The sequence below is a fragment of the Cupriavidus sp. 94F1 genome, from assembly GCF_057798875.1.
Window position 1 is genome coordinate 26,707 of sequence record NZ_JBYOJT010000008.1, and the last position, 13,661, is coordinate 40,367.

General features: G+C 66.4%; 13 protein-coding genes. All 13 read left to right on the top strand.

Going from position 1 to position 13,661, the window contains the following annotated elements; translation table 11 throughout:
- Positions 1-268: 268 nt before the first annotated feature.
- The gene (locus AC3FJ6_RS19530) at positions 269-1,150 is read left to right on the top strand and encodes an alpha/beta fold hydrolase (protein WP_488773353.1); all 882 of its coding nucleotides are present in this window, start codon (positions 269-271) and stop codon (positions 1,148-1,150) included.
- Positions 1,151-1,371: 221 nt separating this feature from the next.
- Positions 1,372-1,677, top strand: a complete 306-nt coding sequence (locus AC3FJ6_RS19535) for a recombinase-like helix-turn-helix domain-containing protein (RefSeq protein WP_488773354.1) — start codon at positions 1,372-1,374, stop codon at positions 1,675-1,677.
- A gap of 33 nt (positions 1,678-1,710) precedes the next feature.
- On the top strand, positions 1,711-2,766 hold the full coding sequence (locus AC3FJ6_RS19540; protein WP_488773355.1) for an aromatic ring-hydroxylating dioxygenase subunit alpha: 1,056 nt from the start codon (positions 1,711-1,713) through the stop codon (positions 2,764-2,766).
- Entirely contained in the window at positions 2,759-3,529 is a 771-nt protein-coding gene (locus AC3FJ6_RS19545; protein WP_488773356.1) for an SDR family oxidoreductase, read from the top strand. Before AC3FJ6_RS19540 ends, AC3FJ6_RS19545 begins: the two co-directional genes overlap by 8 nt.
- A 24-nt stretch (positions 3,530-3,553) precedes the next feature.
- Positions 3,554-4,090, top strand: a complete 537-nt coding sequence (locus tag AC3FJ6_RS19550) for a cupin domain-containing protein (protein ID WP_488773357.1) — start codon at positions 3,554-3,556, stop codon at positions 4,088-4,090.
- A gap of 19 nt (positions 4,091-4,109) precedes the next feature.
- Complete coding sequence (locus AC3FJ6_RS19555) at positions 4,110-4,970, top strand: IclR family transcriptional regulator (RefSeq protein WP_488773358.1); 861 nt, start codon at positions 4,110-4,112, stop codon at positions 4,968-4,970.
- Between the two features lie 16 nt (positions 4,971-4,986).
- Positions 4,987-5,790, top strand: a complete 804-nt coding sequence (locus tag AC3FJ6_RS19560) for an SDR family oxidoreductase (RefSeq protein WP_488773359.1) — start codon at positions 4,987-4,989, stop codon at positions 5,788-5,790.
- Entirely contained in the window at positions 5,783-7,480 is a 1,698-nt protein-coding gene (locus tag AC3FJ6_RS19565) for a thiamine pyrophosphate-binding protein (RefSeq protein WP_488773360.1), read from the top strand. The genes AC3FJ6_RS19560 and AC3FJ6_RS19565 overlap by 8 nt, the downstream gene beginning before the upstream one ends.
- A 12-nt stretch (positions 7,481-7,492) precedes the next feature.
- Positions 7,493-8,299 carry an aspartate dehydrogenase gene (locus tag AC3FJ6_RS19570; RefSeq protein WP_488773470.1) on the top strand — a complete coding sequence of 269 codons (807 nt, stop codon included), beginning with the start codon at positions 7,493-7,495 and terminating at the stop codon, positions 8,297-8,299.
- 15 nt (positions 8,300-8,314) lie between these two features.
- Positions 8,315-9,790 carry an aldehyde dehydrogenase gene (locus AC3FJ6_RS19575; RefSeq protein WP_488773361.1) on the top strand — a complete coding sequence of 492 codons (1,476 nt, stop codon included), beginning with the start codon at positions 8,315-8,317 and terminating at the stop codon, positions 9,788-9,790.
- A gap of 42 nt (positions 9,791-9,832) precedes the next feature.
- The gene (locus AC3FJ6_RS19580; protein ID WP_488773362.1) at positions 9,833-10,798 is read left to right on the top strand and encodes a VOC family protein; all 966 of its coding nucleotides are present in this window, start codon (positions 9,833-9,835) and stop codon (positions 10,796-10,798) included.
- A 34-nt stretch (positions 10,799-10,832) separates the two neighbouring features.
- Complete coding sequence (locus AC3FJ6_RS19585; protein ID WP_400391972.1) at positions 10,833-11,789, top strand: PDR/VanB family oxidoreductase; 957 nt, start codon at positions 10,833-10,835, stop codon at positions 11,787-11,789.
- A gap of 284 nt (positions 11,790-12,073) precedes the next feature.
- Positions 12,074-13,381, top strand: a complete 1,308-nt coding sequence (locus AC3FJ6_RS19590; RefSeq protein WP_488773471.1) for an MFS transporter — start codon at positions 12,074-12,076, stop codon at positions 13,379-13,381.
- The last annotated feature ends 280 nt before the right edge of the window (positions 13,382-13,661 follow it).

Here is a 13,661-nt window from a genome sequence, read left to right on the forward strand (position 1 = left end):
GATACCGCGGCTGATGTGGTGCGCGCCGCACCGCCTCGGCGCATTGCGATGGGCGGCGTTCCGGCACCTCGGTCGGGCGACTCAAGCCCGGCGCGGTTCTTTGCCTGCCGCCACCCCAGCCCGCTGGCGAGGCGGATTTCACGTGTTTCGCACCGCTTTCGGGCGTCCCGCAAACACCGCGGTTCTTCTCCCTGTTTACCCTGATCGCCCCCCACAAAGATATGCGCCTATAGTCGAGAAGTTTTATTTGCAAACCTACATTTCATACATGGAACAAAGTGCGACCCCTTCTGCACCCGCTCCAGGCGTCGACCTGCTGGCCGCGCTCGACAGCCATTTCGCCGAACGTCTGGTGATGACTGGACCCGACGGCGCCCGGGTGGCCTGCCGCATCGGCGGAACACGTGGCCCGGTGGTCGTGCTGTTGCACGGCATCAGTTCGGGGGCGGCGTCGTGGCTGCCATGCGCCAGCCTGCTGGCGGCGCATGCGCGCGTGATTGCCTGGGATGCGCCCGGCTACGGCCAGTCGTCGCCATTGCCGACGCCGGCGCCGACGGCGCGCGACTACGCGCTGCAACTCGGCGCCATGCTGAGTGCGCTGCAGGTGCGGCCCGATCTGATCGTCGGGCACTCGCTCGGCGCGCTGATGGCGGCCGGCTTTGCGGCCAACGTGCCCCCGTGGCTTCAGCCGGACAGGTTTCTGCTGTTAAGTCCCGCCTTGGGCTACGGGGCGCCAGGCAAGGAAGACAAGGCGCGCGAAGTGGCGGGGCAGCGCATTGCGTCGCTGGAATCGATGGGGGTGGAGGGCCTGGCGCAACGCGGCCCAGCCAGGCTGCTGAGCCCGGCGGCCACGCCCGATGCCCAGGCATGGGTGCGCTGGAATATGCAGCGGCTCAATCCGGATGGCTACCGTCAGGCCGTGGCGCTGCTGTGTGGCGACGATATCGGCCGGTATCTCGCAGCGCAGGGGCGACCTGTGGAGGTGGGTTGCGGCGCGCAGGACGTGGTCACCACGCCCGAGGCGTCCGCTGCGCTGGCCGACCGCTTTGGCCTGCCGTTCCATCCCATCCCCGACGCCGGTCACGCGTGCTACATCGAGCAGCCACAAGCCGTGGCCCGCCTGATTCGCAGCACGCTTTCTCGTTCCTGAGCGTTCCGCCCGCGCCAGCCTGGCCGGCTATCAGCCAGCGCCCCGCCCTCGGCGCGGGTTAACCCCGATCAATCTTTAAACCGTCGTTGTCTATAGTCGTACCTGTGTTCAATATTTAAACTCGTGTTTCATAGGTAAAACGACTAGCGTGTCTACCTGAGGATCGCGACAGTGGATTGAGCCAGCCGTCCCCCACCAAGCAAGCCATGGAGCAAAGCGCAATGGAAAGCGTCGCGTACAACCCGAACCTGGTTCCCTGGGAGCGTCCCGCGCCCAACAACGTTGCGGGCAAGGGTCATATCGAAAAGCCGGGCCACGTCACCAACATCGTCTGGCAGACGCGCGCCGCCGTGCCCACCGCCTACGAGAACGCGCTCGGCGACGCGCTGGAAGCTGCGTTCGCGGGCGGCGCCAAATCCCCGGAAGACGTCGTGCGTGCGTTCAATCACGCCGGATTCCTGGCGGCCGACGGCCAGTCGTGGACCGAGGAACGCTTCCTCTCCGAAATGCGCCGCCTGGGCGCCTGAGCGCCGGCCGAGACGACAAGCGAGAAGACAGACATGGAATCGAACAAGCAAGCACGCGCCGAAACGCGCCTGAATACCGGCCTGCGCAACTACTGGTATCCGGTGGCGGCGTCGTGGCAGGTCACGCATGCCCCCATCGGCATCACGCGGCTGGGCCAGAACATCGTGGTGTGGCGTGACAACGCCGGCAAGCTGAACGCGCTGGAAGACCGCTGCCCGCACCGTGGCGCGCGTCTGTCGATGGGCTGGAACCTGGGCGACCGCGTGGCCTGCTGGTACCACGGCGTGGAAGTGGGCGGCGACGGGCAGGTGAAGAGCGTGCCGGCCGTCGAGAACTGCCCGCTGGAAGGCCGCACGTGCGTGCGCAGCTATCCCGTGGAAGAACAGGCCGGTGCCATCTTCCTGTGGTTTGGCGATCGCGCGCCCACCGACGCCGACGCGTTGCGGCTGCCCGAGGAACTGGTCAGCGCGGAACACAGCAACTTCCTGTGCGTGGCGCATTGGGACTGCAATTACCGCTATGCCATCGACAACGTGATGGACCCGATGCATGGCGCATACCTTCATGCGGTGTCGCACTCGATGGCCAGCGGCGAAAAGTCCGCCGTGATGCAGGTCGTGGAAACCGATCACGGCCTGGTCTTCGAGAAGACCGGACAGCGCGGTGTGAACTTCGACTGGGTGGAATTCGGCGAGACCGGCACGCTGTGGCTGCGCCTGTCCATCCCGTATCGCGACAAGGTCGGTCCCGGCGGGCCGTTCGGCATCGTTGGCATCGCCACGCCGGTCGATGAAGAGCACTGCATGGTGTTCTTCTGGCGTACCCGCCATGTGCAAGGCTGGGAGCGGGACGTCTGGCGCTTCCTGTATCGCAATCGCCTGGAAGGCCTGCACTGGGACGTGCTGGAACAGGACCGCGTGGTGCTGGAATCGATGGCGCCGGCTGCGCGCGATCACGAGATGCTCTACGCCCACGATGCCGGCATCACGCGGGTACGCCGCCTGCTGAAGCGCCGCGCCGAAGCAGAGGTCGCCGATGAGCCTGTGGCGATGCTGCAACCGGTGGCCGGAGCCCACAGCCATGCCTGATCGTCAGTACGCCAACCTGCTGGCCGGCCGCAAGGTGCTGATCACCGGCGCCGCGCGCGGCCTGGGCCTGGCCTTTGCCACGGCCATCGCCGAAGCCGGCGCCAGCGTGGCCATGGCCGACATCCTGGTCGACCGTGTCGAGGAATCGGCCGCCGCGCTGAAGGCGCGGGGTTTCCACGTGGTGCCGCTGCAGCTCGACCTGAACGATCCGGCATCGGTGCAGGCCTGTGCCAGCGCCGCCGCGGAGGCGCTCGGCGGCCTGGACGGCCTGGTCAACAACGGCGCGGTCACCGACTCGGGGGGCCGCAACCTGACCGAGCTGGACATCGCCACGTGGGACCGCGTGATGAACGTCAATGTGCGTGGCACCTGGCTGATGACCGCCGCCTGCACGCCGGCGCTGCGCGCCAGTGGCCGGGGCGCGGTCATCAACCTGGCTTCGGACACGCCGCTGTGGGGTGCGCCCAACCTGCTGGCCTACGTGGCCAGCAAGAGCGCCATCATCGGCATGACCCGCTCGCTGGCGCGGGAACTTGGCGATGCCAATGTCACGGTCAACGCCGTCGCGCCGGGCCTGACGCTGGTGGAAGCCACCGAATACGTGCCGCAGCACCGGCACGACCTCTACCGCGACCAGCGCGCCATCCAGCGCGAGCAGGTTCCCGATGACGTCTGCGGCGCCGTGCTGTTCGCGCTGTCCGACCTCGCCCGTTTCGTGACCGGCCAGACGCTGGCGGTCAACGGCGGCTTTGTCATGCATTAACCAAACACTCCAGAGGAAATGGAAATGAGCGATCTGTCGCAACAGGAAAACATCAAGCGCAGCTGGGAACAACCTGAAGGTGCCTCGTTCGACAAGTGGATGGAATCGCGCGTGGCGCGCTTCAGTACCCGCCGCTACGACTGGGACGCGCTGAAGTTCCAGGCGGACTACGACCCGAAATACCGTCGCGCGCAGATGCGTTACCTGGGCACGGGTGGCACCGGCGTATCGGCCGACACCAATACGGTGCCGTCGGAGCACTTCACGTTCTCCACGATGATCATCCCCGCTGGCCACGAAGGTCCTTCGCACCTGCACACCGACGTGGAAGAGGTGTTCTTCATCCTGCGCGGCAAGATCAAGCTGATCCTGGAGAAGGACGGCGAACGCTATGAAACCATCCTGACCGACCGTGACCTGGTGTCGGTGCCGCCGGGCGTGTACCGCGAGGAAATCAATATCGGCGAGGAAGACGCGCTGATGTGCGTGATGCTCGGCGCCAAGAAGCCGGTCACGCCGACGTACCCGCCCGAGCACCCGCTGACCAAGGTCAAGCGATAAGCCGCGAGCGAGCCGAGCGATGAGCGCCAACCCTGAAACCGCAGCCGCATTGAATGCCGAAGGCCTGGACAAGTACATCGTGCCGGGCCTGGAGCGCGGACTTCGCCTGCTGGCCGAGTTCAGCGCACGCGACCGCGTGTTGAGTGCGGCGGATCTGTCGCGCCGGCTCGATGTGCCGCGCTCCACGGTGTTTCGCCTGCTGGCCACGCTGGAATCCACCGGCTATGTGGAACGCGCCGACGGCGGGCGGGAATACCGGCTCGGACTGGCGGTGCTGCGGCTCGGTTTCGACTATCTGGCGTCGCTGGAACTGACGGAGCTGGGCGGTCCGCTGCTGAACCGGCTGCGCGACGATATCGAGTATCCCTGCAACATCGTGGTGCGCGATGGGCGCTCGGTGGTCTACGTGGCCAAGGCCGCGGCCTCACGGCCGTTTGCCAGCAACGTCAACGTCGGCGCACGGCTGCCCGCGCATGCCACGGTGCTGGGCCACGTGCTGCTGGAGGACCTGGATCTGGAGCAGCTGCGAACGTTGTATCCGGAAGCCCAGTTGCAGGTCTATTCCGACAGTACGCCCCGTACGGTGGAAGCCCTGCACACGCTGGTGCAGCAAGTGCAGCAGCGCGGCTACCTGCTGCAGGAAGGCTTCTTCGAAGCCAGCATTTCCACGATTGCCGCGCCGGTGCGCGACCGTACGGGCAAGGTGGCCGCCGCGCTGGGAGCCACGATTCCGGCGTCGCGCCTGCTGCAGGAAGAACTCGACCGCATGGTCGGGAAAGTCAGGGAAACCGCGGGCGAACTGTCGCGCCTGCTCGGATACCGGCCGCATCGGCATGCCAGGCGCGTGCCGGGCCAGGCGGTAGCCATCTATCGCGAATGAGGGGAGAGGGGATTCGATGTCCATGATTGAACTCGACGGCAAGGTCGCCGTCGTGACCGGCGGGTCCTCCGGCATCGGCCTGGCCACGGTCGAATTGCTGCTGGAGGCGGGTGCCGCCGTTGCCATGTGCGGCCGCGACGCCGCGCGCCTGCGCAGCGCCGAAGCCTTGCTGCGCGAGCGTTTCGCCGGGTGCCGGCTGTACGCCGCCACGTGCGATGTCTTGCAACCCGAACAGGTCAATGCATTCGCCGCAGACGTTGCGCGCGAACTGGGTCCGGCCGACATGCTGGTCAACAACGCCGGCCAGGGCCGGGTGTCGACGTTTGCCACCACCGAGGACGCTGCCTGGATGGAGGAACTGCAGCTGAAGTTCTTCTCGGTGATTCATCCGACGCGTGCGTTCCTGCCGCAGCTGGCGCAATCGAAGCAGGGCGCAATTGTTTGTGTGAACTCGCTGCTGGCCACGCAGCCGGAGCCCCACATGGTGGCCACGTCGGCCGCCCGTGCCGGCGTGCACAACCTCGTGCGGTCGCTTGCCACCGAATTCGCGCCCCGCGGCGTGCGCGTCAACGGCATCCTGATCGGCCTGGTGGAATCGGGTCAATGGCGTCGCCGCTTCGACGCGCGCCCCGAGGAAGACCGTCATCTGGACTGGACCGCGTGGACCGCGCGTCTGGCCAAACAGAAGCACATTCAACTGGGCCGCCTTGGCCTGCCGCAGGAAGCCGCGCGCGCCATCCTGTTCCTTGCCTCGCCGTTGTCTTCGTACACCACGGGCAGCCATATCGATATTTCCGGAGGACTCTCCCGTCATGCGTAACGAGCAACAACAAGTCACCGTGGGCTGCGCCATTGCAGCCTTCCTCGAACAATGCGGCGTCAAGGCTGCATTCGGTGTGATCTCGATCCACAACATGCCCATCCTCGACGCGATGGGAGAGCGCGGCAAGATCCGCTTCGTCCCGGCGCGCGGCGAAGCCGGTGGCACGAACATGGCCGACGCCTATGCCCGGACCACCGGCAGCCTCGGCGTGTGCCTGACCAGCACCGGCACCGCCGCCGGCAACGCCGCCGGCGCCATGGTGGAGGCGCTGACCGCCGGCACCCCGCTGCTGCACATCACGGGCCAGATCGAAACGCCGTACCTGGACCAGAGCCTCGCCTATATCCACGAAGCGCCCGACCAGCTCACGATGCTCAAGGCCGTGTCGAAGGCGGCCTTCCGCATCCGCAGCGCCGATACGGCGATCTCGACGATCAAGCTTGCCGTGCAGACCGCGCTGACGGCACCGACCGGCCCGGTCAGCGTGGAGATCCCCATCGACATCCAGGCGGCGCTGATTCCAATGCCGAACGACCTGAAGCCGCTGCCGGTGCCGCAGCACCAGCCGTCGGCCCACGCGCTTGATGCGCTGGCCGAGCGCCTGCTGAAGGCCAGGCGTCCGATGCTGTGGCTGGGCGGCGGCGCGCGCCACGCCAGCCAGCAGGTCAGGCGTCTGATGGACATGGGCTTTGGCGTGGTCACCTCCACCCAGGGCCGTGGCATCGTCCCCGAGGACGACCCGCGTTCGCTGGGTGCCTACAACCTCCACAAGCCCGTCGAGACGTTCTATCAGACCTGCGACGCGATGGTCGTGGTCGGCTCGCGCCTGCGTGGCAACGAAACGCTCAAATATGAACTGAAACTGCCGCGCCCGCTGCTGCGTATCGACGCCGACCCGGCATCGGAAGGACGCTGCTACCAGAGCGACTATTTCGTCAGCGGCGACGCCGCGCTGGCGCTGGACGGCCTGGCCGACCGCCTGGAAGGCCGCATGCAAATCGATGGCGGCTTCGCGGCCGACCTGCGCCGCGCCCATGAAGCCGCCGCGGGCGCGCTGGTCGAGGGCCTGGGGCCTTACAGCGCGCTGGTGCAGGCGCTGCAGCAGGCCGTGGGCCGCAACTTCAACTGGGTGCGCGACGTGACCGTTTCGAACAGCACCTGGGGCAATCGCCACCTGCAACTGTTCGATTCGCGTGCCGGCGTGCATGCGCTGGGCGGCGGCATTGGCCAGGGCCTGGCCATGGGGATTGGGGCCGCCGTCGGCGCGGCTGCCACGGCGTCGGGCAAGAAGACGTTCACGCTGGCGGGCGACGGCGGCTTCATCCTGAACCTGGGCGAGCTGGCCACGGCCGTGCAGGAACGTGCCGACATGGTCATCGTGCTGATGAACGACAAGGGCTATGGTGTCATCAAGAATATCCAGGACGCGCAGTACGGCGGCCGTCGCCACTATGTCGACCTGCACACGCCCGACTACGCCCAGCTGTGCCAGTCGCTGGCGCTGCGCCACCGTCGCGTAAGCAACCTGGCAGACATCGGCGCTGCGCTGGAAGCCGCCACGGTGGAGCCGGGCCCGTTCCTGCTGGAAATCGACATGCTGTCGATTGGCAGCTTCAAGACGGTGTTTGCCGGCCCGCCGGTCAACAAGCAGGCCCCGATCGCCAATACGGCGGCGGCAGCGGCCTGAAGGGGGATGTCCATGCTGCATGTGTCGATGGTGGGCTGCGGCGCGATTGGCCGTGGCGTGCTGGAGCTGCTGAAGTCCGACCCCGATGTCGCGTTCGACATGGTGATCGTGCCGGAAGGCGGGATGGCCGCGGCGCGCGGCGCGCTGTCGACGCTGGCGCCGAACGTACGCGTGGCGACCCGGCTGGCCGACGGCGACCGGCGGCCGGATCTGCTCGTCGAATGCGCGGGCCACCAGGCGCTGGAGGAACACGTCGTGCCGGCGCTGGAACGCGGCATTCCGTGCCTGGTGGTGTCGGTGGGCGCGCTGTCCGAGCCCGGCATGGCCGAGCGTCTGGAAGCGGCCGCACGACGCGGCCATACCCAGGTGCAACTGCTCTCGGGTGCCATTGGCGCCATCGACGCCCTTGCGGCGGCCCGCGTGGGCGGCCTCGATGAAGTGGTCTACACGGGCCGCAAGCCTGCGCGCGCCTGGACCGGTACGCCGGCGGAGCAGTTGTTTGACCTGAACGCGCTGACGGAGCCGACCGTGATCTTCGAAGGTACGGCGCGCGATGCGGCACGGCTCTATCCAAAGAATGCCAACGTGGCGGCCACGGTGTCGCTGGCGGGGCTGGGGCTGGACCGCACCGCGGTGAAGCTGCTGGCCGACCCGTCGGCGGTGGAAAACGTCCACCACGTGCTAGCGCGAGGCGCCTTCGGCGGCTTCGAGCTGACCATGCGCGGCAAGCCGCTGGCTGCCAACCCCAAGACGTCCGCGCTGACCGTGTTCAGCGTGGTGCGTGCGCTCGGCAACCGCGCCCACGCGGTGTCGATCTGAAGCGAGTAATCCCCCATGACGACGCAACAAGTCCTTCCCATCCTGATTGCCGGCGAATGGCGCCTGGGCGGCGGCGACCGCTACGCCACGCGCTATCCGGCGACGGGTGAAGTGGTGGCAGAACTTAACGCGGCCAGCCTGGCTGACGTCGAAGAAGCCATCCAAGGTGCCGATCGGGCCTTCCGCCAGAGCGGCTGGGCCCGGCGCAAGCCGCACGAGCGCGCTGCCGTGCTGTACCGCGTGGCCGAATTGATCCGCGCGAAAGCCGAAGGGCTGGCCCAGCGCCAGCGGCTCGACAACGGCAAGCCGATCAGTGAAACGCGGGCCCTGGTCGCCAGCGCCGCCGGTACGTTCCAGTTCTTTGCCGCCGCGCTGGAAACGCTCGAAGAGCACATCACGCCGCAACGCGGAGACTGCCTGACGATGAGCGTCTACGAGCCGATGGGCGTGGTCGCTGCCATTACGCCCTGGAATTCGCCGATTGCCAGCGAGGCGCAGAAGATGGCGCCCGCACTGGCCGCGGGCAATGCCGTCATCGTCAAGCCTGCCGAAGTCACGCCACTGATGGCACTGGAACTGGCTGCCATCTGCGAGGAAGCCGGCGTCCCGAAAGGGCTGATCAGCGTACTGCCGGGCAAGGGCTCCGTGATCGGCGACGCTATCACGAAGCATCCGTTGGTGCGCCGCGTGTCGTTCACCGGCGGCACCACCACCGGCAAGCACATCGCGCATATCGCGGCGGAAAAGATGATGCCGGTGTCGCTGGAACTGGGCGGCAAGTCGCCGACCATGGTGTTCGACGATGCCGACCTGGACCATGCAGTGAACGGCGTGCTGTATGGCGTATTCAGTTCGTCGGGCGAATCGTGTATCGCCGGTTCGCGCCTGTTCGTGGCGCGCTCGCAGTATGAGCCGTTCATCGAACGGCTGGCGGCTGGCGCGGCAAAGCTGCGCGTGGGCGACCCCGCCGACGAGCGCACCCAGATGGGGCCGCTGATCACGGACCGGCACCGCGACAGCATCGAATCGTATGTGGCGGTGGGTGTGGAAGACGGCGGCCAGTTGCGCACCGGCGGCATCCGCCCCGACGTGGCGGGCCTGGCCAATGGCTATTTCTATACGCCGACGATCATCGAGGGTCTCGACAACCGCGCACGGATTTGCCAGGAAGAGATCTTCGGGCCGGTGCTGGTGGCGATGCCGTTCGATGACGAAGACGACCTGATCGAGCAGGCGAATGACAGCGTCTACGCGCTGGCGGCAGGCATCTGGACGCGCGACTACAAGCGTGCATGGCGGGTGGCACGATCCGTGCAAGCCGGCAATGTCTGGATCAACACGTACAAGCAGTTCTCGATCGCCACGCCGTTCGGCGGCTGGCGAGACAGCGGCCTCGGCCGCGAGAAGGGGCGGCTTGGCATCCTGCAGTACATGGAGCAGAAGAGCGTGTACTGGGGCTTGAACGAACAACCGCTGCCGTGGGCCAACTGAGGCCATCGCACATCATTGCAACCGGCAGGACGGAGACTGGAAATGAAGGTAGTGGGAATTGACGAGATCGTCTACGGCGCCGACGACTTCGATGCATGTCGCGGCTTCTTTGGAGACTGGGGTCTGACGATCAGGCGCGACGACGCGCAGGGTCTGGACTTCGAAACCCTGAACGGTTGCCGCGTGCTGGTACGCAAGGCTGGCGACCCGGCGCTGCCGCCGGCCATCGAGGAAGGCCCCACGCTACGTGAAGTGGTATGGGGCGTCGACAACGAAGCATCGTTGGCGGCGCTGCGCGACCGCATCGGCAGTGAGCCGACCTTCGTGTCGCTGGAGAACGGCGCCCGTATCGGGTGCACCGACCCGAATGGCCTGGCCGTGCGCTTCCAGGTCACGCGCAAGCATGACGTCCAGGTGGACTGTGCGGTGATGAACACGTGGAACGACAAGCCGCGCATGAACCAGCGCAGCCCCATCTACGAGCGCGCCATTCCCATCGAGGTGGGCCACGTGGTGTTCTTCGTGAAGGACGTGAAGGCCACCGAGCGGTTCTACATCGATAGATTCGGCTTCGTGCAATCCGACAATTACCCCGACCGTGGCGCGTTCCTGCGCTGCACCGCCGAAGGGGGGCACCACGATCTGTTCCTGCTGCAGCTGCCGCATGGCAAGGCTGGCCTCAATCACGTGGCGTTCACGGTGCGCGATATCCACGAGGTATTTGGCGGGGGCATGAACATGTCCCGCAAGGGCTGGGATACGCAGCTCGGACCGGGCCGCCATCCCATCTCGTCGGCGTACTTCTGGTACTTCAGGAATCCGGCGGGCGGGCTGATCGAGTACTACGCCGATGAGGACCAGCTCGATGCCCATTGGGAACCGCGGGCATTCGAGCCCGGCCCCACCATGTTCGCCGAATGGGCGATCGAAGGGGGCATCGATGGCAATACCCGTCGTCAGAAGAATGCCGGCGGTCCGGAAGGCAAGTTCCTGACGGAAAAGCGTTAAGCATCCGGAAAGTCTTGAAGTAGAAGGAAGTCCCATGAGTGCGAGCCCATCTTTAACCCTGCGCGTGCAGGCCATGCGCTACGAGTCGCGTGGCGTCGTCAGCGTGGAACTGCGTGACCCCGACGGTGCGCCGTTGCCCGAATTCGCGCCTGGCGCCCATATCGACCTGCACCTGGCCAACGGCCTGGTGCGCAGCTACTCGCTGTGTGGTGCCCCCGAACAGCGCGACCGCTATACGGTGGGCGTCCTGAACGACCGCAACAGCCGCGGCGGCTCCCGCTTCGTCCACGAGCAGTTGCGCGTGGGCGCCACGCTGACGGTGGCGGCGCCGCGCAATCACTTCGCGCTGAACGAGGATGCCGCGCATACGGTGCTGGTGGCCGGCGGTATCGGTGTGACGCCGATCGTATGCATGGCGCGGCGCCTGGCCGAACGCGGCCGGGCGTTCACGCTGCTGTATTGCGCGCGTTCGCGTGCCGAGGCGGCGTTTATCGAGCCGCTGTCGGCCTACGGCGATGCGGTGCGCTTCCACTTCGACGACGAAGTGGGCGTGCCCCCCGACCTGAACGCCATGCTGGCAGGACAGGACGCCGGCACGCACTTCTATTGCTGCGGTCCGGGGCCGATGCTGACGGCGTTCGAGTCGGCCTGCGAGATGCACGGTTACGCGAACGTGCATATCGAGCGGTTTGCCGCCGATCCGGCGACGGAAGCGGTGCAGGAGGGGGAATACAGCGTCCAGCTACAGCGGTCGGGCAAGAACGTGCGCGTGCCGTCCGGCAAGTCGCTGCTGGACGCCCTGCTGGAGTCTGGCGTGGCTGTGGAGTACAGCTGCCGCGAAGGTGTGTGCGGATCGTGCGAGACGGCTGTGCTCGACGGTTGTCCGGATCACCGCGACAGCGTACTCAGTAGCGGCGAGCGTGCATCGAACAAGACCATGATGGTTTGCGTGTCCGGTTGCAAGGGCCAGCGCCTGGTGCTGGACCTTTGACCGACCCACGCCGCGCCATGACCGGTGCGGCGACGAAGACTGCCCGCCGGCAAGGCAGAGCCGCACGTTCAGGGACGAAGCGGCCACGCGGGTAACTGCCCTACACGTTTCAGGAATAGATACCCGTGTTGATTCAGAGACAAGACGCCGCACCTTCGCTGCAGGGTGCACAGGCGGGCGCTGTGGCCTGCGGCGGCGCAGCAACCGGCGAGACCGCCGCCACATCCCAGACGACATCGGCCGCCAAGGTCACGCGTGGCCAGATCGTCGCGCGCATCGAGCGCATGCCCGGCAACATGATGCATGTGCGTGCGCGGCTGCTGATCGGGCTGGCGACGTTCTTCGATGGCTTCGACGTGATCGTCATTGCGGCAACGCTGCCGCTGCTGATCGCGAAATGGTCGCTTTCGCCTGGCCAGATCGGCTTGCTGATCGCCGCGCCGTCGGTGGGGCAGCTGGTTGGCGCGCTGCTGTTCCCTGCATTGGCCGAACGGTTTGGCCGCTTGCGTTCGATTGGCTGGAGCGCCGGCATCATCGGCCTGATGAGCCTGGCGTGTGGCTTCGCCCCGTCATTCGAGATCTTCCTGCTGCTGCGCATCGTGCAGGGGCTGGGCCTGGGCGGCGAGTTGCCTGTGGCGGCCACCTACATCAACGAGGTCACGCGTGCGCATGGCCGTGGCAAGTTCGTGCTGCTGTACGAGATCGTGTTCCCGATCGGATTGATGGTGTCGAACGCGCTGGGCGCGGTGCTGGTGCCGCGCTACGGCTGGGAGGTGATGTACTTCCTCGGCGGCGTGCCGCTGGTGCTGTTCTTCGTGCTGCCCCGGCTGATTCCCGAGTCGCCGCGCTGGCTGGCGGAAAAAGGCCGCATGGCCGCAGCCGACGATGCGCTGCGCCAGTTCGAAGCGCGGGCCACGCAGCCATTGGCGCCCATCGGGGATACGTCGAGGTTCGATGCGATGGGCGACCGTCCGCGCCGCCGCGTGCGCGATCTGGTGGGCAAGGCCTATCTGGGACGAACGCTTGCCGTGTGGATGTTGTGGGCCACCTGCGGGTTTATCCAGTATGGGCTGTCGACCTGGCTGCCGACGGTCTACCAAACCATCTACCACGCACCGCTGCAGCTTGCACTGAACCTGGCGGCAGGGGCCTCCGTGCTGGGCGTGGTGGGGTCGTTGATCTGCGCGCTGGTGGTGGACAAGGTGGGGCGCAAGCCGGTGATCAACGTGTCGTTCGTGCTGTGTGCGGCGTCGCTGATTCTGGCAGGCGTGTTCCACGCGTCGTCGGTTTATGTGGTGGCCACCTTCTGTGCGCTGGCGATGGGCTTCCTGGCCTGCGGCTTCATCACGGCCTACGTCTATACCCCCGAGCTTTACCCGACGAGCGTGCGGGCCATGGGGTGTGGCCTGGGCGGGGCGTGGCTGAAGGTATCGGCGATCTTCGCGCCGGGCATCATCGCCTCGACCATCGGCACCGGCAATCTGAGCACCGCGTTCTTCGGGCTGGCGGTAGTGCCCCTGCTCGCCGCGGTCACCGTGTTTTTCCTCGGCATCGAAACCAAGGGCCAGGTTCTGGAAGAACTGGAGGTGTGACGCCGCCCGGCGTTGAACGGTGAGCCTACGCTTGTCATTGCGCCCCGCTGCCGACTGCCCCGGCATGCGGGGCGTTGTGGCTTGGCGAGCGGTGCGTGGGAGGCGAGGCCCAAAGATCCAAAGAGCAAAAGATCAGGGTTTTCCTTAAGTTGATAAATCAACAAAGGCGTTTACAGTGAAATCGTTCCTGTTGTGGATCTTGGTTTTATATATGGAACAAATCTGCTAGTGTTCGGAAGAGCGCCGAGTGCCCGCGCGTCGGGCCACGGGCGAAGCATGT

Bases quoted from the DNA above. Each gene is read 5' to 3' on its own strand.
- AC3FJ6_RS19530 (WP_488773353.1), top strand. From the start codon at position 269: ATGGAACAAAGTGCGACCCCTTCTGCACCCGCTCCAGGCGTCGACCTG.
- AC3FJ6_RS19535 (WP_488773354.1), top strand. From the start codon at position 1,372: ATGGAAAGCGTCGCGTACAACCCGAACCTGGTTCCCTGGGAGCGTCCC.
- AC3FJ6_RS19540 (WP_488773355.1), top strand. From the start codon at position 1,711: ATGGAATCGAACAAGCAAGCACGCGCCGAAACGCGCCTGAATACCGGC.
- AC3FJ6_RS19545 (WP_488773356.1), top strand. From the start codon at position 2,759: ATGCCTGATCGTCAGTACGCCAACCTGCTGGCCGGCCGCAAGGTGCTG.
- AC3FJ6_RS19550 (WP_488773357.1), top strand. From the start codon at position 3,554: ATGAGCGATCTGTCGCAACAGGAAAACATCAAGCGCAGCTGGGAACAA.
- AC3FJ6_RS19555 (WP_488773358.1), top strand. From the start codon at position 4,110: ATGAGCGCCAACCCTGAAACCGCAGCCGCATTGAATGCCGAAGGCCTG.
- AC3FJ6_RS19560 (WP_488773359.1), top strand. From the start codon at position 4,987: ATGTCCATGATTGAACTCGACGGCAAGGTCGCCGTCGTGACCGGCGGG.
- AC3FJ6_RS19565 (WP_488773360.1), top strand. From the start codon at position 5,783: ATGCGTAACGAGCAACAACAAGTCACCGTGGGCTGCGCCATTGCAGCC.
- AC3FJ6_RS19570 (WP_488773470.1), top strand. From the start codon at position 7,493: ATGCTGCATGTGTCGATGGTGGGCTGCGGCGCGATTGGCCGTGGCGTG.
- AC3FJ6_RS19575 (WP_488773361.1), top strand. From the start codon at position 8,315: ATGACGACGCAACAAGTCCTTCCCATCCTGATTGCCGGCGAATGGCGC.
- AC3FJ6_RS19580 (WP_488773362.1), top strand. From the start codon at position 9,833: ATGAAGGTAGTGGGAATTGACGAGATCGTCTACGGCGCCGACGACTTC.
- AC3FJ6_RS19585 (WP_400391972.1), top strand. From the start codon at position 10,833: ATGAGTGCGAGCCCATCTTTAACCCTGCGCGTGCAGGCCATGCGCTAC.
- AC3FJ6_RS19590 (WP_488773471.1), top strand. From the start codon at position 12,074: ATGCCCGGCAACATGATGCATGTGCGTGCGCGGCTGCTGATCGGGCTG.